General features: G+C 62.0%; 21 protein-coding genes. 5 read left to right on the top strand and 16 right to left on the bottom strand.

The window, feature by feature from the left end:
- Nucleotides 1-15 precede the first annotated feature (15 nt).
- The 3 genes from zapE to ACF8GB_RS15410 all read right to left on the bottom strand — a co-directional run bounded on the left by zapE (nt 16) and on the right by ACF8GB_RS15410 (nt 3,279).
- Nucleotides 16-1,110, bottom strand: coding sequence for a cell division protein ZapE (zapE, locus tag ACF8GB_RS15420; RefSeq protein WP_058637167.1), 1,095 nt, complete (start codon nt 1,108-1,110; stop codon nt 16-18).
- Nucleotides 1,111-1,268: 158 nt separating this feature from the next.
- The gene (locus ACF8GB_RS15415; protein WP_196121593.1) at nt 1,269-2,618 is read right to left on the bottom strand and encodes a tryptophan--tRNA ligase; all 1,350 of its coding nucleotides are present in this window, start codon (nt 2,616-2,618) and stop codon (nt 1,269-1,271) included.
- Between the two features lie 25 nt (nt 2,619-2,643).
- Nucleotides 2,644-3,279 (bottom strand): alpha/beta hydrolase, encoded by a 636-nt coding sequence (locus tag ACF8GB_RS15410; RefSeq protein ID WP_392527286.1) that lies wholly within the window; start codon nt 3,277-3,279, stop codon nt 2,644-2,646.
- A 135-nt stretch (nt 3,280-3,414) separates the two neighbouring features.
- On the opposite strand from ACF8GB_RS15410, the gene ACF8GB_RS15405 reads away from it, so the two are divergent.
- Entirely contained in the window at nt 3,415-3,852 is a 438-nt protein-coding gene (locus ACF8GB_RS15405) for a YhcB family protein (protein ID WP_023534478.1), read from the top strand.
- Between the two features lie 89 nt (nt 3,853-3,941).
- Here ACF8GB_RS15405 and ACF8GB_RS15400 read toward each other — a convergent pair whose 3' ends face one another.
- Nucleotides 3,942-5,138: a methionine gamma-lyase gene (locus ACF8GB_RS15400; RefSeq protein ID WP_196185162.1), complete on the bottom strand. Its 1,197-nt coding sequence runs from the start codon at nt 5,136-5,138 to the stop codon at nt 3,942-3,944.
- A 127-nt stretch (nt 5,139-5,265) separates the two neighbouring features.
- On the opposite strand from ACF8GB_RS15400, the gene ACF8GB_RS15395 reads away from it, so the two are divergent.
- Nucleotides 5,266-5,733, top strand: coding sequence for an Lrp/AsnC family transcriptional regulator (locus tag ACF8GB_RS15395; RefSeq protein ID WP_196185161.1), 468 nt, complete (start codon nt 5,266-5,268; stop codon nt 5,731-5,733).
- Between the two features lie 91 nt (nt 5,734-5,824).
- On the opposite strand, the gene cysN is transcribed toward ACF8GB_RS15395, so the two are convergent.
- From cysN to ACF8GB_RS15380, 3 genes are all read right to left on the bottom strand, one after another.
- Nucleotides 5,825-7,726 (bottom strand): sulfate adenylyltransferase subunit CysN, encoded by a 1,902-nt coding sequence (gene cysN, locus ACF8GB_RS15390; RefSeq protein ID WP_392527285.1) that lies wholly within the window; start codon nt 7,724-7,726, stop codon nt 5,825-5,827.
- A gap of 177 nt (nt 7,727-7,903) precedes the next feature.
- A complete protein-coding gene (cysD, locus tag ACF8GB_RS15385) occupies nt 7,904-8,821 on the bottom strand; it encodes a sulfate adenylyltransferase subunit CysD (protein WP_058604935.1) in 918 nt (305 codons plus the stop codon).
- 193 nt (nt 8,822-9,014) lie between these two features.
- Entirely contained in the window at nt 9,015-9,773 is a 759-nt protein-coding gene (locus tag ACF8GB_RS15380; RefSeq protein ID WP_049696503.1) for a Nif3-like dinuclear metal center hexameric protein, read from the bottom strand.
- A gap of 169 nt (nt 9,774-9,942) precedes the next feature.
- Between ACF8GB_RS15380 and algW the strand changes: the two genes are divergently transcribed.
- The gene (algW, locus tag ACF8GB_RS15375; RefSeq protein WP_023534328.1) at nt 9,943-11,103 is read left to right on the top strand and encodes a Do family serine endopeptidase AlgW; all 1,161 of its coding nucleotides are present in this window, start codon (nt 9,943-9,945) and stop codon (nt 11,101-11,103) included.
- A gap of 72 nt (nt 11,104-11,175) precedes the next feature.
- Here algW and ACF8GB_RS15370 read toward each other — a convergent pair whose 3' ends face one another.
- The 4 genes from ACF8GB_RS15370 to ACF8GB_RS15355 all read right to left on the bottom strand — a co-directional run bounded on the left by ACF8GB_RS15370 (nt 11,176) and on the right by ACF8GB_RS15355 (nt 15,332).
- Nucleotides 11,176-11,940, bottom strand: coding sequence for an amino acid ABC transporter ATP-binding protein (locus tag ACF8GB_RS15370; protein ID WP_058637173.1), 765 nt, complete (start codon nt 11,938-11,940; stop codon nt 11,176-11,178).
- 10 nt (nt 11,941-11,950) lie between these two features.
- On the bottom strand, nt 11,951-13,048 hold the full coding sequence (locus ACF8GB_RS15365) for an amino acid ABC transporter permease (RefSeq protein ID WP_058604933.1): 1,098 nt from the start codon (nt 13,046-13,048) through the stop codon (nt 11,951-11,953).
- 10 nt (nt 13,049-13,058) lie between these two features.
- Nucleotides 13,059-14,237 (bottom strand): amino acid ABC transporter permease, encoded by a 1,179-nt coding sequence (locus ACF8GB_RS15360; RefSeq protein ID WP_058637174.1) that lies wholly within the window; start codon nt 14,235-14,237, stop codon nt 13,059-13,061.
- A gap of 66 nt (nt 14,238-14,303) precedes the next feature.
- Nucleotides 14,304-15,332: an amino acid ABC transporter substrate-binding protein gene (locus tag ACF8GB_RS15355; RefSeq protein ID WP_058604931.1), complete on the bottom strand. Its 1,029-nt coding sequence runs from the start codon at nt 15,330-15,332 to the stop codon at nt 14,304-14,306.
- Between the two features lie 331 nt (nt 15,333-15,663).
- On the opposite strand from ACF8GB_RS15355, the gene ACF8GB_RS15350 reads away from it, so the two are divergent.
- Both ACF8GB_RS15350 and rhlB read left to right on the top strand, forming a co-directional pair.
- The gene (locus ACF8GB_RS15350; RefSeq protein ID WP_058637175.1) at nt 15,664-16,320 is read left to right on the top strand and encodes an alpha/beta hydrolase; all 657 of its coding nucleotides are present in this window, start codon (nt 15,664-15,666) and stop codon (nt 16,318-16,320) included.
- A gap of 100 nt (nt 16,321-16,420) precedes the next feature.
- The gene (gene rhlB, locus ACF8GB_RS15345; RefSeq protein ID WP_058637232.1) at nt 16,421-17,869 is read left to right on the top strand and encodes an ATP-dependent RNA helicase RhlB; all 1,449 of its coding nucleotides are present in this window, start codon (nt 16,421-16,423) and stop codon (nt 17,867-17,869) included.
- 131 nt (nt 17,870-18,000) lie between these two features.
- Here the strand turns inward: rhlB and moaE are convergent, their stop codons facing one another.
- The 5 genes from moaE to ACF8GB_RS15320 all read right to left on the bottom strand — a co-directional run bounded on the left by moaE (nt 18,001) and on the right by ACF8GB_RS15320 (nt 22,091).
- Nucleotides 18,001-18,450 (bottom strand): molybdopterin synthase catalytic subunit MoaE, encoded by a 450-nt coding sequence (moaE, locus tag ACF8GB_RS15340; RefSeq protein ID WP_392527284.1) that lies wholly within the window; start codon nt 18,448-18,450, stop codon nt 18,001-18,003.
- 2 nt (nt 18,451-18,452) lie between these two features.
- Entirely contained in the window at nt 18,453-18,698 is a 246-nt protein-coding gene (locus ACF8GB_RS15335; RefSeq protein ID WP_058637177.1) for a MoaD/ThiS family protein, read from the bottom strand.
- Nucleotides 18,698-19,168 carry a cyclic pyranopterin monophosphate synthase MoaC gene (moaC, locus tag ACF8GB_RS15330; RefSeq protein WP_023534451.1) on the bottom strand — a complete coding sequence of 157 codons (471 nt, stop codon included), beginning with the start codon at nt 19,166-19,168 and terminating at the stop codon, nt 18,698-18,700. Before moaC ends, ACF8GB_RS15335 begins: the two co-directional genes overlap by 1 nt.
- Before the next feature lie 121 nt (nt 19,169-19,289).
- A complete protein-coding gene (locus ACF8GB_RS15325; RefSeq protein ID WP_023534350.1) occupies nt 19,290-20,684 on the bottom strand; it encodes a PhoH family protein in 1,395 nt (464 codons plus the stop codon).
- 264 nt (nt 20,685-20,948) lie between these two features.
- Nucleotides 20,949-22,091, bottom strand: a complete 1,143-nt coding sequence (locus ACF8GB_RS15320; RefSeq protein ID WP_196185159.1) for a polysaccharide deacetylase family protein — start codon at nt 22,089-22,091, stop codon at nt 20,949-20,951.
- Nucleotides 22,092-22,155: the final 64 nt, after the last annotated feature.

Below are 22,155 nucleotides of genomic sequence, written 5' to 3'. Positions count from 1 at the left end.
GGCAGCCCCAGGGTCTCAAGGCTTGTGCGCGCGGGACAGGAATTCGTGAGACTGCATTTCCAGCAGTCGGCTCAGCGTGCGCTGAAACTCGAAGCTCAGGCGCCCACCGGTATACAGGTCCTTGAGTTCCACCTCGGCCGAGATGATCAGCTTGACGTTACGGTCATAGAACTCGTCGACCATGTTGATGAAGCGACGCGCGATGTCATCGCTTGCCACGCCCATCTGCTCGACGTTGCTCAGCAGGACCGCATGGAAGATCTTGCCCAGTTCGATGTAGTCGTTCTGGCTTCGCGGCCCATCACACAAGGCGCGGAAGTCGAACCAGGCCACATCGTCGCAAGTGCGCAGCGCCTGAATGGGACGGTTCTCGATCATCAGCACGTCGTTCTCGACCGCTGCGGTGCACTCGGGCGTCAGCGCCTTGAAGCTGGCACGCATGCTCTGCTGCGCCGCCTCGTCGAGCGGGTGATGGAACAGTTCGGCCTGCTCAAGGTGGCGCAGGCGATAATCGACACCGCTGTCGACGTTCACCACATCGGTGTACTGCTTGATCATGGCGATGGCCGGCAGGAAGCGTGCACGTTGCAGGCCATCCTTGTAGAGGCCGTCCGGCACGATGTTGGAAGTGGCCACCAGGGAAACACCGTTCTTGAACAGCTCCTCCATCAGGGTGCCCAGGATCATGGCGTCGGTGATGTCCGAGACGAAGAATTCGTCGAAGCAGATCACCTTGGCCTCATCGCTGAAGCGCTTGGCAATGATGGTCAGGGGGTTCTTCTCGCCCTTGAGGGTTTTCATCTCTTCGTGGACACGCTTCATGAAGCGGTGGAAGTGCGTGCGCATCTTCTGCTTGAACGGCAGCGCTTCGAAGAAGGTGTCGACCAGGTAAGTCTTGCCTCGCCCTACCCCGCCCCAGAAGTACAGGCCCTTGACCGGGGTCTGCTCCTTCTTGCCGAACAACTTGCCGAATACACCCGGCTTGTTGTTCTGGGCCTGCACCAGGTCGTCGTACAGGCGCTGCAGGTGACGCACCGCAGTTTCCTGCGCCGCGTCATGAAAGAAATCGGGACGTTTCAGATCTGCTTGATAGCGTTCTAGGGGAGTCATGATTCGTTAGCGAGGCAACAAAAAACGGGCCGTCACTGTAGCGAGCGGCCCGCCTAATGGCAATGCGACTTGCGTCAATATGCCCCATACCGGTAACCAGAGCCCGATGATAGTGCCCTGATCATCGGGCCAGAGGGCGGGCACATTCCGTCCGTCGATCAGTCCTGTTGCGGCTCAAGCGCTGCACGAAGACGCTCGATGGCTGCATCACGGGCTTGTTCGCTGTCGAACGAGGCACCGTCGGCAACCGGCTCACCCTTGAGCCACACACCAAAGCCCAGCCCCTCGGCGCGGATATCGACCCCATCGCCTTGCTGCAACAGCTTGCTTGCGGCACCGGCGCTCTTGCCATCGGCAAAGCTGCGGGACAACAGCAGTTGCTCGCCATCGGCAGCCAACAAGCGGAAGCGGAAGCTGCCGTCTTCGTCCCGGAAGCTGACGAAGCGCGCGCTCTTGGCGACCTTCTTCTTGACGTTCGCCGTGGTCTGCACGCTGCTGCGGAACGAACGCAGGCCAACGGCCTCGCGCAACTGTTCCAGGAACGGCGTGGCGATGGTGCGCGCCTTGGCCGCGCCTGCCAGGAGGATGTCCTCCAGATCCGCAGGCCGCGCGATCAGCTGATGGTAATACTCGCGCTTTTCCGCCAACTGGCCATCGAGCAGCTGGAACAGGCGCTGCTTGGCTTCGCCCCAACCCAGGCCCTGCTCCAGCTCGGCTCGGAACTCGGCGCACTGTGCAGGCGTGGAGAAGGCCTGGAACAGCGTGAACAGGTGCGCGTCGTCCGGGTTCTTGGCTTCACCCGGCGCGCGCGAGTCCGTCACGATGCGCGAAATGGCATCCTTCATGTCCTTGGCGCTGGTGAACAACGGGATGGTGTTGTCATAGCTCTTGGACATCTTGCGCCCATCCAGGCCGGGCAAGGTGGCCACGCTTTCCTCGATGACCGCTTCCGGCAGTGCGAAGAACTCATTGCCCTGGCCGAACAGGTGGTTGAAGCGCTGGCCGATATCGCGGGCCATTTCCACGTGCTGGATCTGGTCACGGCCAACCGGCACCTTGTTGGCGTTGAACATCAGGATGTCCGCCGCCATCAGCACCGGGTAGCTGAACAGGCCCATGGTGACGCCGGCGTCCGGGTCTTCGCCGTTTTCGACGTTCTTGTCCACCGATGCCTTGTAGGCATGGGCCCGGTTGAGCAAGCCCTTGGCCGCAACGCAGGTCAGCAGCCAGGTCAGCTCGGGGATTTCCGGAATGTCGGACTGGCGGTAGAAGGTCACCTTGTCCGGATCCAGGCCACCGGCTAGCCAGGTGGCGGCGATTTCCAGGCGCGAGCGCTGGATGCGCAGCGGGTCGTCGCACTTGATCAGGGCATGGTAGTCGGCCAGGAAGTAGAACGAGTCCACGCCAGGCTGCTGGCTGGCTCGGATGGCCGGGCGGATGGCACCGGCATAGTTGCCCAGGTGCGGAGTGCCGGTGGTCGTGATACCGGTAAGGATACGCGTGGTCATGGGTGTTCGCTTATTCAGGCTTGGCTCAGTTCGAAAGGCGTGGCAGCAGCAGATCCTTGAGGTCGGTCAGCTTGCCATGGAAGAAGTGTCCGCATTCTGCCACTTTCAGCAGCTCATGGGGGCGCGACAGGCTGTCGGACCACTCGTAAACCAGCGTCGGTGCAACGACTTCGTCGGCATCGGGTTGCACCAGGGTCACCGGGCACCGTTGCGGCACGGGGAATTGCTCGGTCAGGCGCATGACGGCCGGGGCGATCATGAACAGATGCTGCAAGGCTACGCCTTCGGCTTCCAGGCGGCCAGCCAGGGCGGTCGCCACGAAGCCGCCGAAGGAAAAGCCCATCAGCACCAAGGGCAGCCCGGGATGCGCCGCCCGCAGCCAGGCGGCAGCGGCTTGAGCATCAGCCACCTCGCCTTGTCCCATGTCATGGCTGCCGGCACTCTGCCCGACGCCGCGGTAGTTGAAACGCAGGGTCACATACCCGGCATCCCGGGCCGTGCGTTGCAATGTCGAAACCACCTTGTTGAGCATGGTGCCGCCCTGGACCGGGTTGGGGTGACAGATCAGCACGGCGCCACGGGCGTCTGCCACGTCCAGGTAGAGGGCTTCGAGCGGGCCACTGGGGCCGTCGATGAACAGAGGGGTTTCGCGGACAAGCAAGGCACTACTCCGTGACCTTGGGGGAGGTCGATTCGTCTAGGTGAGGAATTCTGTTCTGATTTGCGATCGCTCGCGGTATACAGCGCAGGTCTGAGCCGTTAACGTAAAGCAAAGCCGTTTATAGAGGAAGGACTCGTGGAACTCTCGCTCCTTGTTTGGTTGTTGCCTACCCTGGCCCTGGTCATCGGTGTGGTCGTCGGTTTCGTCGTGGCGCGCCTGTTGCCCAACGCTGCGCCCAGCAGCAGCCAGCGCCAGCTCGATGACATCCAACAGCGTTTCGACAGCTACCAGAACCAGGTGGTGACGCACTTCAACAGCACCGCCGTACTGGTCAAAAAGCTCAACCAGAGCTATCAGGATGTCCAGGATCATCTGGCCGACGGCGCCAACAACCTGGCCCTGGACGAAGTGACGCGTCAACGCCTGCTGGCAGCGCTGCACTCGGAAAGCTCCCACGGTCCGCACAGTCGCCTGACGCCGCCCAGAGACACCGCCGAAGTGCCGCGCGACTATGCACCGAAAACGCCCAACTCACCGGGCATGCTCGACGAGAGCTATGGTCTGAAGCACTGACATTGAAAAAGGCCTCGAAAGAGGCCTTTTCAATGCACGATCACCGTCAATCCAGGCTTCCCCCGCAGTCGCGCTTGCTCGACCCCATCTCATGCGCCAGCGCGCAACGCCTGGCGTACGTCTGCCAGCAAGTCCTCGACATCCTCAAGCCCTACCGATAGACGCACAAGCCCCTCGGAGATACCGTGCTGCGCCCGCTCTTCGGGCGTATAGCTTGAGTGGGTCATGCTTGCCGGGTGCTGGGCCAACGACTCGGCATCACCCAGGCTCACAGCGCGCGCGAACAGGCCCAGCGCATTCATGAAGCGGCGTCCGGCGCCAAGGCCGCCCTTGAGTTCGAAGGCGATCATGCCGCCGGGCAGGCGCATTTGCCGCTTGGCCAAGTCGTGCTGCGCAAACGACGGCAAGCCTGGGTAGTGGATCAACTCCACCTGCGGCTGACGCGACAGGTAGTCGGCAACCTGTTGGGCGTTCGCGCAATGCCGGTCCATGCGCAGGGCAAGGGTCTTGATGCCACGCATCAGCAGCATGGCGTCCTGGGGTGACAACACCGCCCCGGTCATGTCCTTGAGCCCTTGCAGACGAATGCGATCGACCAGTGCCTGGCGGCCCACCACCAGGCCGGCGGTGATATCGCCATGGCCGCTGAGGTACTTGGTGGCCGAATGCACGACCAGATCAGCGCCCAGTTCCAGCGGCCGTTGCAGGTAAGGCGTGCAGTAGGTGTTGTCGACTACCACCAGCACATCGCGGCCGCGTACCGCTTCTGCCACAGCGGCGATGTCGACCAGCCGCATGGTCGGGTTGGCGGGGGTCTCGAAGTAGATCATGCGCGTCTTGTCACTGAGCGCAGCGCGCAGCGCATCGGCATCGTTGAGGTCGACGTGGCGGATGGTCACGCCAAACGCCCCGATGCCATGGTGCATGAAGGCAAAGGTGCACCCATACACGGTCTGCCCGACGATCAACTCATCGCCCGGGCGCAGCAAGGTCCAGAGCGTGGACGTGATGGCGCCCATCCCCGATGCCAGCGCAAGGCCCGCCTCCCCGCCTTCAAGCGAAGCCATGCGCGCTTCGAGCAAACTCAGCGTGGGGTTGGAGATACGGCTGTAGAAATGTCCGGCCTGTTCACCGGCAAAGCACGCCGCGCCGTATTCGACGGTGGGAAAGGCATAGGTAGCGGTTTGGTAGATCGGTGGTACCAGTGCGCCGCCGTGCGCGAGCGGGTCGTAGCCGTGATGGATGGCACGCGTTGAAAAACCGTTGTCGTGACGGGAGTCGCGCATGGCAACAGCCTCTTGTTGGTTTGATCTAAGCTTATGCCACTGCGTTGCGCGAATTTTTCCAAACTAACTTGCAAGCACTGCTTATTTCACAACAAAACCACCATTCTGCTGTTTTCGAGGGCACGTTATGCCTGCCGAGCTAGACCGTATCGATCGCGCCCTTCTGATTGCCCTGCAGGGCAATGCACGCCTGACCATCGCCGAGTTGGCCGACCTGGTGTCGCTGACCACTTCGCCCTGTTGGCGGCGGGTCAAGCGGCTTGAGGAGAGCGGGTACATAAACGGATACCAGGCCGTGCTTTCACCCAAGGCGCTGGGCTTTGGCGTGACCGCGTTCGTCAGCATCATGATGGAGTCCCACACCAAGCAGACAGCATTGGCATTCGAGCAACGGCTGATGGCCATTCCGCAAATCGTGGCTTGCCACAACATTTCGGGACGCTACGATTTTTTGCTGGAAGTGCTCGCCGTCGACCTGGAATCGTTCGGGGAGTTTACCCGTGAAGTGTTGCAGCGGTTGCCGGGGGTCAAGGAGATCTATTCGAGTTTTTCGTACAAGGCGGTGAAGGAAGGAAGATTCATACCGGTGTCGTAATGTTGTTCATTCAAGATCACTGGGGCCGCTAAGCGGCCCCAGGTGAACAACACTACCGCCTGGGCGGGGTATGCTCGGGGACCAGCGTCGGTCAGATCGCCCCACGCTGCCTCAACACATCCAGCACGAGCTTGACCCCTTCTTCCACGCTGGTGGCCTGGGTATCGATCACCAGATCGGCGTCCAGTGGCACATCGAACGGGAAGCTTTCGCCTGGGATGTTGTCGCCTTCGGCGGCATACAGGCCCTGCGGATCGCGTTCGCGGCACACCAGTGGCGAGGCCTGAACGTAGACGGTCACCAGGCGGTCCTTGCCGATCAGGGCCTTGGCCTGTTCGCGGCCTTCGGCATCTGGGGCCACGAAGGCGGCCAGGGTCAGCAAGCCGGCTTCGTTGAACTGGCGCGCCACATGGGCGGCGCGGCGCCAGTTCTCGGTACGGCCAGCGCGATCCTGTGGCAGGCCCTTGTTCAGGTCATGGCGCAGGTTCTGCCCGTCGAGTACATAAACGGCACGGCCCATGTCGAACAGTTTGCGCTCCACAGCGTAGGCCAGAGTGCTCTTGCCAGCGCCGGACAGGCCGCCGAACAGTACGGTCGCCGGCTGCTGGCCAAAGCGCAGGGCACGCTCTTCGGTCGAGACATGCGCCGACTTGCCATGCTGCCCGGCACTGCCATGGGGCAGTACAGGCTGGGCGATGATCATGCCGGCGCCCACGGTGCCGTTGGTCAGGCGGTCGATGACGATGAACGCACCGGTGGTGCGGTTGCTCTCGTAGCCGTCCAGCGCAATGGCGCTGTCCAGGGATACCTTGACGCGACCGATCTCGTTCAGCTGCAAGGCGCTGGCAGCGCCTTTTTCCAAGGTATTGACGTCCACCTTGTGGGTGATGCTGGCAATCGAACCCGGCACGTAGCTGGTCGCACGCTTGATGTCGTACTTCTTGCCCGGCAGCATCGGCTCTTCGGCCATCCACACCAGCATGGCTTCGAACTGGTCGGTCACAGGCGGCACATTGTCGGCATGCACCAGCAGGTCACCACGGGAGATGTCGATCTCGTCTTCCATGGTCAGGGTCACGGCCTGACCCGGGCCTGCGCTTTCCAGCTCGCCTTCGTAGGTGACGATGGACTTCACCCGGCTGCTCTTGCCCGACGGCAGCACGACGACTTCATCGCCCTTGTGCACCACGCCGCTGGCCAGGGTGCCTGCAAAACCACGGAAGTTCAGGTTGGGGCGGTTGACGTACTGCACCGGGAAACGCAGGTCGGTGAAGTTGCGGTCGGCCGCCACTTCCACGGTTTCCAGGATTTCCATCAATGTCGGGCCGGTGTACCACGGCGACTGCTCGCTGTGGTTGACCACGTTGTCACCCTTGAGCGCGGACATCGGCACGAAGTGCAGGCTGCTCGGCGTCAGGTTGATGGCTTCGGCGAAGGCCAGGTAGTCGGCCTTGATCGACTCGAAGACGCCTTCATCGAAGCCCTTGAGGTCCATCTTGTTGACGGCGACCACGATGTGCTTGATGCCCAGCAACGAGGCGATGTAGCTGTGGCGCCGGGTCTGGGTCTGCACACCGTAGCGGGCATCGACCAGGATGATGGCCAGGTCGCAGGTGGATGCGCCGGTCGCCATGTTACGTGTGTACTGCTCGTGGCCCGGGGTGTCGGCAATGATGAACTTGCGCTTGGCCGTGGAGAAGTAACGGTAGGCCACGTCGATGGTGATGCCCTGCTCACGCTCGGCCTGCAGGCCATCGACCAGCAGCGCCAGGTCCACTTCCTCGCCTGTGGTGCCGGACTTCTTCGAATCACGGGTGATGGCTTCGAGGTGATCCTCGTAGATCATCTTCGAGTCATGCAGCAGGCGCCCGATCAAGGTGCTCTTGCCGTCATCCACGTTGCCGCAGGTCAGGAAACGCAGCAGTTCTTTGCGCTCGTGCTGAGCCAGATAAGCGAGGATGTCTTCGCTGATCAAATCGGATTGGTGACTCATCTCATTCAAGCTCCAAGCTGTCAGCTTCAAGCGGCAAGCTTGTCGGCGTACAACTAGTTAGAAATTAGGTTGATCAACCCACTTGGCATTCTGGAGCGCTCGCGGGCCATGCAGGCGGCAATCCACAAGGTTCGAACGCTGCGCGCTCGATTGCTCTTGCAGCTTGCCGCTTGAAGCTTAGAAATAGCCCTGGCGTTTCTTGTCTTCCATGGACCCGGCGCCGTCGTGGTCGATGACCCGGCCCTGGCGCTCGGAGGTGCGGGTCAGGAGCATTTCCTGAATGATGTCGGTGAGCGTCTCGGCTTCGGACTCCACGGCGCCCGTCAACGGGTAGCAGCCCAGGGTACGGAAACGCACCTTCTTCTTGACGATGCGGGCTTTTTCTTCCTCGGACAGGTGCTCGAGGATGCGCGCGTCGTCGATCATGATCAGGGTGCCATTCTTCTCGATGACTTCGCGCTCGGCGGCGAAGTACAGCGGCACGATCGGGATGCCTTCGAGGTAGATGTACTGCCAGATGTCCAGCTCGGTCCAGTTCGACAGAGGGAACACACGAATGGACTCGCCTTTGTTAACCTTGCCGTTGTACACGTTCCACAGCTCAGGGCGCTGGTTCTTCGGATCCCAGCGGTGCTTGCTGTCACGGAAGGAGTACACGCGCTCCTTGGCACGCGACTTTTCTTCGTCGCGGCGCGCGCCACCGAAAGCGGCATCGAAACCATGCTTGTCCAGCGCCTGCTTGAGGCCCTGGGTCTTCATGATGTCGGTATGCTTGGAGCTGCCATGGGTGAACGGGTTGATGCCCTGGGCCACACCCTCGGGGTTGACGTGGGTGATCAGGTCGAGCCCCATTTCCTCGACCATCTTGTCGCGGAAGCGGTACATCTCCTGGAATTTCCACTGGGTGTCGACGTGCATCACCGGGAACGGCAGCTTGCCCGGGAAGAAAGCCTTGCGCGCCAGGTGCAGCATCACGGCGGAATCCTTGCCGATCGAGTACAGCATGACCGGGTTGTCGAACTCGGCGGCCACCTCGCGGATGATATGGATGCTTTCCGCCTCCAGCTGTTTCAAGTGCGTCAGTTTGTCGACCATGGCTACTCACGAAAAACGATCTTATGGACGGCCAGCGGGCCGTGTTCGAGCGAGCCACTCTATCACAGCAGATGCTTCTATTTAGGCGCCTGGATAGATCGAAAGCGTCTAACCATATGACTGAGGGTTTGGGCTGCGGGTCGGCGCTCAAGCCTGCCAACCCATTGCCACGCGGCCTGCGCCGACAGGTCGGTCAGATCGGATTGGGGCAGTCGATGAACAGGTGCTCCACGGCAAAACGCCGTGCCAGGTAATCGCCCAATGCCTGCACGCCGTAGCGCTCGGTCGCATGGTGCCCTGCGGCGATGAAGCTCACGCCGTTTTCGCGGGCGCTGTGGTAGGTCTGTTCCGACGCTTCGCCGGTCAGGTACAAGTCCACCCCGGCCGCGATCGCCGTGTCGATGTACCCCTGCCCGCCGCCGGTGCACCACCCCACACGACGAACGACTCTGTCTTCTTCGACCAGCAACGGCTCACGCCCCAGCACATCCTGCACACGGCGGGCAAAATCGCGGGCAGTCATGGGTTGGGCCAGCGACCCGACCAGCCCGACCACCTTGGGGTTGTCTGGGTCTAGCGGGCCCTCTACGGTGATCTGAAGCTGTTGCGCCAGCTGCACGTTGTTGCCCACTTCCGGATGGACGTCGAGCGGCAGGTGAAAGGCCAGCAGGCTGATGTCGTTGTTGAGCAGGGTTTTCAGGCGTCGCTGGCGAATGCCGGTGATGCAGGGGTTTTCCCCCTTCCAGAAATAACCATGGTGCACCAGCACGAGATCGGCTTGAGCCTCAACGGCTGCATCGAGCAAGGCCTGGCTGGCGGTCACGCCAGTGACGATGCGCCCGACCTGCGGCCGGCCTTCGACCTGCAAGCCGTTGGGGCAATAGTCCTGGATCCTGCTGCTGCCCAGGTAGCGCTCGGCTTCTTCGACCAATGTACTCAGCGCGACGGCCATGGGAAATCTCCTCGAAAAAACTGCGTGCCTGCCAGGCGCAAGGCCTGGAGAAGGTCCGTATAATGCCGGCCATTATGGGCCGTCGTCGGCACTGGGGGAACCGGTGTATGATCGCGCGCCCACGCTCCACTGCGCGGCCCCAGGCCGCGGCTCTTTCCAGGATTCGTTCATGTTCAAGGCTCTGCGTTACTTTGGCTGGCCCCTGCTCACCGGCGTGCTCATCGCCGCCCTGATCATCCAACGCTTTCCGGAGTGGGTCGGCTTGCCCAGTCAGGATGTCAACCTGCAACAGGCGCCCCAGTCCACGCAGGTGGTGCAGGGCCCGGTCTCCTATGCCGATGCCGTTACCCTGGCTGCGCCTGCGGTGGCCAACCTGTACACCACCAAGGTGGTGAACAAGAGTTCGCACCCGCTGTTCGAAGACCCGCAGTTCCGCCGGTTCTTCGGCGACAACCTGCCCAAGCAACGCCGCTGGGAGTCCAGCCTGGGCTCGGCGGTGATCATGAGCCCCGAGGGCTATCTGCTGACCAACAACCATGTGACCAGCGGCGCCGACCAGATCGTCGTGGCGCTCAAGGATGGCCGGGAAACCTTGGCCAGGGTGATCGGCAGCGACCCGGAGACGGACCTGGCGGTGCTCAAGATCGACCTGAAGAAACTGCCGGCCATCACCATCGGGCGCTCCGATACCATTCGCATCGGCGACGTGTCCCTTGCGATCGGCAACCCGTTCGGGGTCGGCCAGACCGTGACCATGGGTATCATCAGCGCCACCGGCCGTAACCAGCTGGGCCTGAACAACTACGAAGATTTCATCCAGACCGACGCGGCGATCAACCCGGGCAATTCGGGCGGCGCTTTGGTGGATGCCAACGGCAACCTGATCGGCATCAACACTGCCATCTTCTCCAAGTCAGGTGGCTCGCAAGGCATCGGCTTCGCCATTCCAGTGAAGCTGGCCCTTGAGGTGATGAAGTCGATCGTCGAGCACGGCCAGGTCATCCGGGGCTGGCTGGGCATCGAAGTTCAGCCGCTAAGCGCAGAGCTTGCCGAGTCGTTCGGCATGAAGGACCGGCCAGGCATCGTGGTGGCGGGCATATTCCGCGAAGGCCCGGCAGCCAAGGCCGGTCTGCAGTTGGGGGATGTGATCCTGAGCATCAACGGCGAGCCGGCGGGCGATGGCCGCCGGTCGATGAACCAGGTGGCGCGCATCAAGCCCAACGAAAAGATCACCATCGAGGTAATGCGCAACGGTCAGCAGCTCAAGCTGATCGCCGAGGTAGGCCTGCGGCCACCGCCAGCGCCGGTGGCCAAGCAGGAAGAAAAGTAACGCAAGTGCCCCGCACGTGGGCGCTTGGGATTGGCCTGCGGTGCCACGCAGGCCAATCGCCCCTTTACTGCATCAATGCAGAATCTGGCTGAGGAACAAGCGCGTGCGGTCGCTCTGTGGCCGGTCGAAGAAATCGTCCGGTGACGCCTGCTCGACGATCTCGCCCTTGTCCATGAAGATCACCCGATTCGCCACAGTGCGGGCAAAGCCCATTTCGTGGGTCACGCAGAGCATGGTCATGCCATCTTCGGCCAGGCCAACCATGGTATCGAGCACTTCCTTGACCATTTCCGGATCCAGCGCCGAGGTCGGCTCATCGAACAGCATGATCTTGGGCTTCATGCACAACGCCCGGGCGATGGCCACGCGCTGCTGCTGACCACCGGACAACTGCCCTGGGTACTTGTGCGCCTGCTCCGGGATACGCACTCGCTCCAGGTAGTGCATGGCGATTTCCTCGGCCTTGCGCTTGGGCATCTTGCGCACCCACATGGGCGCCAAAGTGCAGTTTTCCAGGATGCTCAGGTGCGGAAACAGGTTGAAGTGCTGGAACACCATGCCCACTTCGCGGCGGATGGCCTCGATCTGCTTGAGGTCGTTGGTCAGCTCCACACCGTCAACCACAATTCGCCCTTGCTGGTGTTCTTCCAGGCGGTTCAGGCAGCGGATGGTGGTGGACTTGCCCGAGCCCGAGGGCCCGCACAGCACGATGCGCTCGCCCTGGCGAACATTGAGGTTGATGTCCTTGAGCACATGGAACTGGCCATACCACTTGTTCACGCCCTGCATCTGGATGATGCCTTCGGGGCCGGCAGGCTGCTTGATCGCTTCACTCATTTCGAAACTCCTAACGCTTGTGGCCAGTGTCCAGCTTGCGCTCCAGGTGCATGGAGTAGCGGGACATACCGAAACAGAAAATCCAGAAAACCAAGGCGGCGAACACATAGCCTTCGGTGGCCATGCCCAGCCAGGCCGGGTCGGCGGCAGCTTGCTTGACGCTGTTGAGCAGGTCGAACAGGCCGATGATGATCACAAGGCTGGTGTCCTTGAACAGGGCGATGAAGGTGTTGACGATGCCAGGGATAACCAGCTTGAGCGCCTGGGGCAGGATCACCAGCCCCATCGAGCGCCAGTAGCCCAGCCCCATGGCGGCGGCGGCTTCGTACTGCCCCTTGGGGATGGCTTGCAGGCCCCCACGTACCACTTCGGCGATGTACGCCGACTGGAACAGGATCACCCCGATCATGGCCCGTAGCAGCTTGTCGAAGCTCATGCCCTCGGGCAGAAACAGCGGCAGCATCACCGACGACATGAACAACACCGTGATCAGTGGCACGCCTCGCCAGAACTCGATGAAGGTTACGCACACCACTTTCACCGCCGGCATGCGCGAGCGCCGCCCCAGTGCCAGTACGATCCCCAGGGGCAAGGCCCCGACGATGCCCACGGTGGCGATCACCAGCGTCAGCATCAGGCCACCCCACTGGCTGGTCGGTACCGTCTCCAGGCCGAACAGTCCGCCGTGCAGCAGGGTGTAGGCCACCAACGGGTACAGCACCAGGAACCCCAGGCCGTAGACCGCCTTGCGCGGGAAGCTGCGGATGAACAGCGGCGCTGCGCCCAGCACCGCCAGCCATACCGTCAGGTCCACCCGCCAGCGCATCTCGGATGGGTAGTAGCCATACATGAACTGGCCGAAACGCTGCTGGATGAACACCCAGCAGGCGCCTTCCTTGGTGCAGTCGGCACGGGTGGTGCCCACCCAGTTCGCGTCGATCAACGCCCACTGCAGCAGCGGCGGCACGATCAGCCAGACCAGGTAGATGGCGAACAGGGTAAGCAGGGTGTTGAGCCAGCTGGAGAACAGGTTGGCACGCATCCAGGCGAGCACACCGACGGTCTTGACCGGAGGCGGCATGTCAGGTTTGAAAACATGAGCATTCACAGGCGTGTCCTCACCGTTCGATCAGCGCGATGCGCTTGTTGTACCAATTCATCAACAGCGAAATGCTGATGCTGATGGCCAGGTAGACGCTCATGGTGATGGCGATCACTTCGATGGCCTGGCCCGTCTGGTTGAGTACGGTGCCGGCGAACAACGAAACCATTTCCGGGTAGCCGATGCCTGCGGCCAGCGAGGAGTTCTTCGCCAGGTTCAGGTACTGGCTGGTGAGCGGTGGAATGATCACGCGCAGCGCCTGCGGGATGATTACCTTGCGCAAGGTTGGCCCTTCGCGCAGCCCTAGCGAACGCGCAGCCTCGGTCTGGCCGTGGCTGACCGAACGGATGCCCGAGCGCACGATTTCAGCGATGAACGCCGCCGTGTAGATCGTCAAGGCCAGGGTCAACGCCAGCAGTTCAGGGATCAGTACCCAGCCGCCGACAAAGTTGAAGCCCTTGAGTTGCGGCACCTCCCACTGCACGGGGCTGCCGAACAACAGCACACAGGCACTTGGGATGGCGATCATCAGCGCCAGCCCTACCCAGAACTTGTGAAACGGCTGGCCGGTTTCTTCGAAGCGCCGGTTGGCTCGGCGCACCATCAGCACGGTCGCCAGCACAGCTATCAGCAGGGCAGCCACGAAGGGCCAGAAGCCTTCTGCCATGGAGGCCCCAGGCATGTTCAGGCCGCGGTTGCTGATGAAGAACGCGTCGTCGATGTTGATGCTGCCCCGCGGCCCTGGCAGGGTCAGGAACACGGCGAAGTACCAGAACAGGATCTGCAACAGCGGCGGGATGTTGCGGAAGGTTTCCACATACACGGTAGCCAGCTTGTTGATCATCCAGTTCGGCGACAGCCTGGCGACACCGATGATGAAGCCCAGCAGGGTGGCCAGCACCACGCCGATGAGGGTCACCAGCAAGGTGTTAAGCAGCCCGATGACGAACACCCGCGCGTAGCTGTCCGACTCCACGTAGGGAATCAGGTGCTGGGCGATGCCGAAGCCGGCACTGCGGTCAAGAAAGTCAAACCCCGAGGTGATGCCCCGGTGCTGCAGGTTGGTTTGCGTGTTGTGAAACAGGTACCAGCCCAGACCGACCACGAAGACGATGGTCAGTAGCTGGAACAGCCACGCGCGCACACGTGGATCGCTCAGGGATAAACCCTTTCGTGCGCCAATTGGATTTTGCATGAAATGCCCCGAAGAAAAGGGTAGCGGACCGCCTGCGGCGGCGGGATGCCGCCGCAGGTGCAACCATCAGCGCACAGGGGGTGCGTACTGGATGCCGCCGTTGTTCCACAAGGCATTCATGCCACGGTCGATCTTCAGGTCGGTGCTCTGGCCAAGGTTCTTCTCGAACACTTCGCCGTAGTTGCCCACTTGCTTGACGATCTGCACTACCCAGTCTTTGGGCAGCTTGAGGTCCTTGCCGTACTCGCCGTCGCCACCGAGCAGACGCGCCACGTCCGGGTTCTTGGTGCCCTTGGCCTCGGCCTCGACGTTCTTGGAGGTGATGCCGGCTTCTTCGGCATTGAGCATGGCGAACAGGGTCCACTTGACGATGCTGAACCACTCCTCGTCACCCTTGCGCACGACCGGCCCCAACGGTTCCTTGGAAATGGTTTCCGGCAGTACCACGTAGTCAGCTGGGGCAGCCAGCTTGGAACGCTGGGCGAACAGTTGAGATTTGTCCGACGTCAGCACATCGCAACGGCCAGACTCCAGGGACTTGGCGCTTTCATCCGAGGTGTCGAAGGTGATGGGAGTGTATTTCAGGCCGTTGGCGCGGAAGAAGTCCGATACGTTCAGTTCGGTCGTGGTGCCGGCCTGGATGCAGATGGTCGCGCCATCGAGCTCCTTGGCACTGGATACGCCAAGCTTCTTGTTGACCAGGAAACCTACGCCGTCGTAATAGGTGACCCCGGTGAACATCAGGCCCATGCCGGCATCGCGCGAACTGGTCCAGGTGGTGTTGCGCGACAGCACGTCGACTTCGCCCGATTGCAGCGCGGTGAAGCGTTCCTTGGCGTTGAGCTGGCTGAACTTGACCTTGGTCGCGTCCCCGAACACGGCTGCCGCCACGGCGCGGCAGACATCGGCGTCGATCCCGACGATCTTGCCTTGTGCATCCGGAACCGAGAAGCCAGGAAGACCGTCACTCACGCCACACTGGACGAAGCCCTTCTTCTTAACCGCATCGAGCGTCGCCCCGGCCTGGGCCGTACTCACAGCGCCCAGGGCAGCGGCAGCGGTCAGGACTGCCAGGGTGGTTTTCAACATCTTCATTCACAACCTCCAAATCGCTCTTGTTGTATCGAGCCGGAATTGCACCGCACCCTTTTGAGGCGCATCCGACCCGTATTGGCTTGTTATTGGGTCACTTGGCGCAATGGGCTGTTCTGTGACAGCCTTCGCGTGCAAAGGGTGTTACCGTCTCGGCCTGTCCTTTGCATCACAGATGGAAGTGCAAACCGCGTACCAGATTGCGTGGCTTGAGCGTTTAAGCACGAGTCAAGTAGGGAAAGTTGCATCGTTGCGACATTCTTTTTCCGACTCGCCGGGCGCGCGCCTTCTTTTCAAGCACGACCTCTTCCACACGCACGTTTTCGGAGCAGCCATGACTGACCCACTCATTCTCGAACCTCAAAAAGCCGCAGATGCCTGTGTGATCTGGTTGCACGGCCTGGGCGCGGACCGTTACGACTTCCTACCGGTGGCCGAATTCATGCAGCAGCATCTGCTCACGACCCGGTTCGTCATGCCCCAGGCGCCGACCCGGTCGGTGACCATCAACGGCGGCTACGCCATGCCCAGTTGGTACGACATCAAGGCCATGACGCCGGCCAGGGCCATCGACGAGGCCGAGCTCGATGCCTCGGCCGAGCAGGTCATCGCCTTGATCAAGGCCGAGCAGGCCAAGGGCATCAGCCTGTCGCGCATCTTCCTGGCCGGGTTCTCCCAAGGGGGCGCCGTGGTGCTGCACACGGCCTATATAAAGTGGCAGGAAGCCCTGGGTGGCGTGCTGGCCCTCTCCACCTATGCCCCCACCTTCGCTGACGAGCACACGCTGAGCGCGTGCCAGCAACGCACCCCGGCCCTGTGCCTGCATGGCGTGCACGACCCGGTGGTGATCCCATCGATGGGACGTACGGCCTTCGAGTACCTGAACACCTGGGGCGTCGCTGCCCGCTGGCACGAGTACCCAATGGAACATGAAGTGGTCGTCGAAGAGCTGAACGACATCCTCCAATGGCTGACCACGCAACTTCAGTAAGCCGCGCGCACGAGTCGTTCAAGGCCATTGCACTACGCCGAGCAGGGATCTTGCATTACACTGCCCGGCGTACATTCCTTAACCAATTGACGAGATGACCGTGCTCAAGGCACTCAAGAAAATATTCGGCAAGGGAGACATTGCCCCCCAGGCCACTGCGCCCGCTGCCAGCATTGCCCCGGCGCCAGCGGCCCCCCAGGCCCATGCGCCATCGGCCCCTGCCGTTGCGCGCAGCCAGCCTGCCGCCCAGGTTGTACAACCTGCCGCTACCAAGCCTGCCAGCGACAAACCGCGTCGAGAGCGCAAGCCAAAACCCAAGCCCCAGGCCAGCCTGTGGAAACCGGAGGACTTCGTGGTCGAGCCCCAGGAGGGCAAGACGCGTTTCCACGATTTCAAACTTTCCAACGAGCTAATGCACGCCATTCACGACCTGGGTTTTCCTTACTGCACGCCGATCCAGGCGCAAGTGCTGGGCTTCACGCTGCGCGGCCAGGATGCGATCGGCAGGGCCCAGACCGGTACGGGCAAGACTGCCGCGTTCCTGATCTCGATCATTTCCCAGCTGCAACAGACGCCCCCGCCCAAGGAACGCTACATGGGCGAGCCACGCGCACTGATCATCGCCCCCACCCGCGAACTGGTGGTGCAGATCGCCAAGGACGCGGTCGCCTTGACCAAATACACCGGCTTGAACGTGATGAGCTTCGTCGGCGGCATGGACTTCGACAAGCAGCTCAAGGCTCTGGAAGCACGGCACTGCGACATCCTGGTGGCTACGCCCGGCCGCCTGCTGGATTTCAACCAGCGTGGCGAGGTGCACCTGGACATGGTCGAGGTGATGGTGCTGGACGAAGCCGACCGCATGCTGGACATGGGCTTCATCCCGCAGGTGCGCCAGATCATTCGCCAGACGCCGCCCAAGAGCGAGCGCCAGACGCTGCTGTTTTCGGCCACTTTTACCGATGACGTGATGAACCTGGCCAAGCAGTGGACGACCAATCCCGCCATCGTCGAGATCGAGCCCGAGAACGTGGCCAGCGAAACGGTCGAGCAGCACGTTTATGCGGTGGCTGGCAGCGACAAGTACAAGCTGCTGTACAACCTGGTGACCCAGAACAAGTGGGAACGGGTGATGGTGTTCGCCAACCGCAAGGACGAAGTACGCCGTATCGAGGAAAAACTGGTACGCGATGGCGTCAATGCCGCGCAGTTGTCCGGCGATGTACCTCAGCACAAGCGTATCCGTACCCTCGAGAACTTCCGTGAGGGGCGCATCACGGTGCTGGTGGCGACCGATGTGGCTGGACGCGGGATCCATATCGACGGCATCAGCCATGTCATCAATTTCACCCTGCCGGAAGACCCTGACGACTACGTGCACCGGATCGGCCGTACCGGCCGGGCAGGCACCAGTGGCGTATCGATCAGCTTTGCTGGCGAAGATGATTCGTACCAGTTGCCTGCGATCGAGACGCTGCTGGGGCGCAAGATCAAGTGCGAGATGCCACCTGAGGAGTTGCTCAAGCCGGTGCCGCGCAAGCACGCCTGATCGGGTTGGGTCGGTCAGATCGATCTGCCCATGCTCCTGGCCGCCGGACCGGCCTCGATGGGCCGCGCAGCGGCCCTGAACATCACAGCTCCCCGGGCGTTCGTGCAGCGCCCAAGGTCAATCGCTCCCCCCTATCCCCATCGCCCTGCCGCGTCCTGATCGCTCTGACGTCCTTCCACCCATCGTTCCCCTTGCCCGGTCGTTTCCTTCTTCCAGAACGGTGCCCGGGTCTTCAGGTAATCCATGATGAAGTTGCAAGCCTCGAACGAGGCCTGCCGATGGGCACTGGCCACGCCGACGAACACGATCGGCTCGCCGGGCGCCAAATGCCCCACGCGGTGCAGCACCTCGACCTTCAACAACGGCCAGCGCTGCCGTGCCTCGGCCACGATCTTGGCCAGGGCCTTCTCGGTCATGCCGGGATAATGCTCGAGCACCATGCCCGCCACCTCCTGGCCGTCGTTGAAGTCCCGCACGTAGCCGATGAAACTGACCACTGCCCCGACACCTACGTTGGCCGCATGCAAGGCGTTGGTCTCAACGCCCGGATCGAAAGCGCCTTCCTGTACCCGAACGGCCATGCTCAACCTCCAGTCACAGGCGGAAAGAAGGCCACTTCGTCGCCGTCTTGCACAGGCTCATCCAGCCTGCACAATTCCTCGTTGCGCGCGCACATCAGGTTTTGCTCGGCCAGCACCTGGTAAGGCTCGCCTCTACCCACCAACGCCAGGCGCACATCGTCCACTACTCTGAACGTCCCTTCGAGCGACTCGCTGCCGCGCTCCAGCCGCTCCCGGTAGCGAGCGAAATACATCACCTTGATCTTCATCAGCCTTGCACCTTGTACGGGCCGCTTTTGCCGCCCAGCTTCTCCAGCAGGCGCACTTGCTCGATGACCATGCCCTTGTCCACGGCCTTGCACATGTCATAGAGGGTCAACGCGGCTACGCTGGCCGCCGTCAGCGCTTCCATCTCCACACCGGTCTGCCCGGCCAGCTTGCACCGGGCGACGATACGCACTGCATCACTGCCCTCGGCGCTGAGCTCGACCTTGACACTGGTCAGCATCAGCGGATGACACAACGGAATCAGGTCGCTGGTCTTCTTCGCCGCCTGGATGCCGGCGATGCGCGCCACGGCGAAGACATCACCCTTGGGGTGCTCACCGTCAACGATCATCTGCAGGGTGTGCGGCAACATGCGCACGCGCGCTTCGGCCGTGGCCTCGCGCTCGGTCACGGCTTTTTCAGTGACGTCGACCATGTTGGCCCGCCCTTGGGAATCAAGATGTGTCAGCACTGCTCTGCTCCTGTGAAGGGAGCTGAGAGTGTAAACCGGTGGGTCAGGTTTGAGCAGGGGCCAGGCCGACGCATTGCGGCCCGAAGCCGCCGGGCGGTGAACCGCCCGGCGTGCGGGGCTACTACATGTGTGACTCGGCGAACTCGGCCAACACCGACCGAGGCACCCCTTGCAGGGTGATGTGCACGCCATGGGGGAAGTCCTTGAAGCGTTCGGTCAGGTAGGTCAGGCCCGAACTGGTCGCGGACAGGTACGGTGTATCGATCTGCGCCAGGTTACCCAGGCACACCACCTTCGATCCCGCGCCAGCACGGGTGATGATGGTCTTCATCTGGTGCGGCGTGAGGTTCTGGCACTCATCGATGAGGATCAGGCTCTGCTGGAAGCTGCGACCACGGATGTAGTTGAGCGATTTGAACTGCAGCGGCACACGTTCGAGGATGTACTCGACACTGCCGTGGGTGCTTTCATCGTCCATGTGCAAGGCTTCGAGGTTATCGGTAATGGCGCCCAGCCAGGGCTCCATCTTCTCGGCCTCTGTTCCCGGCAGAAAACCGATCTCCTGGTCGAGCCCCTGCACGCTTCGGGTGGCGATGATGCGCCGGTAACGCTTGCTGACCATGGTCTGCTCGATGGCCGCCGCCAGTGCCAGGATGGTCTTGCCCGACCCCGCCGCCCCGGTCAGGTTGACCAGGTGGATATCCGGATCGAGCAGCGCCAACAGCGCCAGGCTCTGATGAATGTCACGCGGTTTCAGGCCCCAGGCTTCCTGATGCAGCAGCGGCTCCTGGTGCAGGTCGAGCAGCAGCAGTTCGCCCTCGCGCGTGCCCTTGATCCAGCCGACGAACCCTTGCTCATCGATGATGAACTCGTTCACGTGCACCGCAGGCAGCGGCTCGGCCAGTTGCACCCGGTGCCAGGTACGGCCACGTTCCTGACGCGTGTCGACCTTGCTGACCCGGTCCCAGAACGAGCCGGTGACCGAATGATAGCCCTTGGACAACAGCGACACGTCGTCGACCAGCTGGTCGGTGCTGTAGTCCTCGGCGGCGATGCCGCAGGCGCGCGCCTTCAGGCGCATGTTGATGTCCTTGGTGACCAGCACCACGTCCAGGTCGGTGCGCCGTGCCCTGACTTCGAGCAGCTGATTGATGATGATGTTGTCGTTGAGGGTTTCGGGCAACAGCTTGTTCGGCTCGTTGCGCGGAGTCATCAGGATGGACAGATACCCTTTTGGCCCACTCTTGCCACGCTGGATGGGTACCCCCTGCTCCACCACGCTGGGCGAGGCATCACCCAGCGTCTGGTCGATCAGGCGGATGGCCTGGCGGCATTCGGCAGCGATGCTTTGCTTACCGGCCTTGAGCTTGTCGAGTTCCTCCAGCACCGTCATGGGAATGGCGACGTGGTGCTCCTCGAAGTTGAGTAATGCGTTGGGGTCGTGAATCAGGACGTTGGTATCGAGCACATAGAGGATTGGCTTGCTGGAGGAAGGGGTGCGTCCTTGGTCATCCATACTCGGTCACCTTATGTCGAAGCGGCACGGCGTGGTCTGTTACGCCGCGGAGTGACTGCCGTTCTTCCCGTATCCGCGTTGTTACGGGCGGGAAGCGATCTGGCCAGGTGGACCGATGTGACGCCACCTGTGCTGCAGGAATCGGCTGTCTGGTTTCTTCATACCGCAAAAGCCATGACCGGAAAAAGCATTTTCATGCGATTGCCAACTTTATTTTTCCGATTGACGAACAGGCCTTGGCGCCAGCGCCAAGCAGGTCTACAGTCAGAAGTCAGGTTGCTGCTCGCCCTGTCCATATTCGCGACAATCCTGCCAACCAATGCCGCTTTGCGCGGTGTGCTCAAGCAGCCATTGCACCGCAGGCCTGGCCTTGGGCAAGGCGTCGTGAAACTGGATCACGCCTTTGCGCCATAGCAGCATCAAGGTCAACACACGCTCGGCTGAGGCCTGCGCACTCAAGCCCGAGTCGTCCTGCGCATCGATGTCCCACAGCGAGACCTGCAATTGCTGACGCTGCATGAACGCCTGGCCGTCGGCCCGCCGCTGGCCATACGGTGGGCGAAACAGCGGCACATACTGCTCGGGCAGGTCTGCCCGCACCCGTGCCTGGCTGCGGCTGATCGAGGCCTGCCAATCCGTCCACTGCGCATGGGACCGGTATTCCCACCCCTGAATGCCTACGCACTGGCCAGCATACAAGCGCCGCAGGGCCGCCAGCGACTCGCCGTCGCGACGTTGCTGCAAACGGCTGCCGAGCACGAAGAACGTCCCATCGAGTTTCTGCTTGCGCAAGTAGGCAGTCAGCTCGTCGGTGGTGCCTGCCGCCGCGCCCGGCCCACCGGCAAAGGTGAGCAGAAACAGCCGGTCATTGAGTTCATCGCCGTTGCGCTCGGCTGCAGACAGCCGCTGTACTTCGCTGCTGGTCTGGGGCAACAACGCCGCCTTGCGCAGTTGCTCGTTCAGGTACTGCTCATGAAATTGCCGGCTGGGCTCGATCCAGCCGGTGTAGAACTCACCCACATCGGTGGCGAAGGTCGCAGCTTGCAAGCGCAGTTCGGCCATCGACGTCACCGCATAGCAAAAGGACGCATCTTGCTCGCAACTGCGTTGCGCCTGTTGATAACCCTGCCAAAGACGCTGCCACAGCCGCGCCCGCACCTGCCTGATCTTCTGCAAGTTGACCTGCCGCAGGCCTAATCGGGCTGCCAGGGCGTTCTCGTCGAGCAGCTCGTTCTCGTGCAGTACCCGGGCGAACGAGAGGATTTCGGCCCGCGACGCCACATCGAACAGCGCAGGGCTGTCCAGTTGCTCGGGCCACAGGCCACGGTCCAGGCTGGCCGGCGTGGAAGGGGCGGCTTGCACGGCCAGGCTCAACAGGCCAGTCAGCAGGGCTGAAACGACGCGCACGGTCAGGGCTCCGTTCAAGGAAAACAGGCACTATAGCCGCTGCGTCGGCCATGGGCGTTGACTA

Source organism: Pseudomonas sp. xss_4 (assembly GCF_043104125.1).
Lineage (GTDB): Bacteria > Pseudomonadota > Gammaproteobacteria > Pseudomonadales > Pseudomonadaceae > Aquipseudomonas > Aquipseudomonas parafulva_B.
Note: the sequence above shows the minus strand (reverse complement) of the source record. Positions and strands in the feature narration are given on the sequence as shown.

What these genes read in the sequence shown, in the direction of transcription:
- zapE (WP_058637167.1), bottom strand. Translation starts at nt 1,110, where the DNA reads ATGACTCCCCTAGAACGCTATCAAGCAGATCTGAAACGTCCCGATTTC.
- ACF8GB_RS15415 (WP_196121593.1), bottom strand. Translation starts at nt 2,618, where the DNA reads ATGACCACGCGTATCCTTACCGGTATCACGACCACCGGCACTCCGCAC.
- ACF8GB_RS15400 (WP_196185162.1), bottom strand. Translation starts at nt 5,138, where the DNA reads ATGCGCGACTCCCGTCACGACAACGGTTTTTCAACGCGTGCCATCCAT.
- ACF8GB_RS15395 (WP_196185161.1), top strand. Translation starts at nt 5,266, where the DNA reads ATGCCTGCCGAGCTAGACCGTATCGATCGCGCCCTTCTGATTGCCCTG.
- cysN (WP_392527285.1), bottom strand. Translation starts at nt 7,726, where the DNA reads ATGAGTCACCAATCCGATTTGATCAGCGAAGACATCCTCGCTTATCTG.
- cysD (WP_058604935.1), bottom strand. Translation starts at nt 8,821, where the DNA reads ATGGTCGACAAACTGACGCACTTGAAACAGCTGGAGGCGGAAAGCATC.
- ACF8GB_RS15380 (WP_049696503.1), bottom strand. Translation starts at nt 9,773, where the DNA reads ATGGCCGTCGCGCTGAGTACATTGGTCGAAGAAGCCGAGCGCTACCTG.
- algW (WP_023534328.1), top strand. Translation starts at nt 9,943, where the DNA reads ATGTTCAAGGCTCTGCGTTACTTTGGCTGGCCCCTGCTCACCGGCGTG.
- ACF8GB_RS15370 (WP_058637173.1), bottom strand. Translation starts at nt 11,940, where the DNA reads ATGAGTGAAGCGATCAAGCAGCCTGCCGGCCCCGAAGGCATCATCCAG.
- ACF8GB_RS15360 (WP_058637174.1), bottom strand. Translation starts at nt 14,237, where the DNA reads ATGCAAAATCCAATTGGCGCACGAAAGGGTTTATCCCTGAGCGATCCA.
- ACF8GB_RS15355 (WP_058604931.1), bottom strand. Translation starts at nt 15,332, where the DNA reads ATGAAGATGTTGAAAACCACCCTGGCAGTCCTGACCGCTGCCGCTGCC.
- ACF8GB_RS15350 (WP_058637175.1), top strand. Translation starts at nt 15,664, where the DNA reads ATGACTGACCCACTCATTCTCGAACCTCAAAAAGCCGCAGATGCCTGT.
- moaE (WP_392527284.1), bottom strand. Translation starts at nt 18,450, where the DNA reads ATGGCCGTTCGGGTACAGGAAGGCGCTTTCGATCCGGGCGTTGAGACC.
- ACF8GB_RS15335 (WP_058637177.1), bottom strand. Translation starts at nt 18,698, where the DNA reads ATGAAGATCAAGGTGATGTATTTCGCTCGCTACCGGGAGCGGCTGGAG.
- ACF8GB_RS15325 (WP_023534350.1), bottom strand. Translation starts at nt 20,684, where the DNA reads ATGGATGACCAAGGACGCACCCCTTCCTCCAGCAAGCCAATCCTCTAT.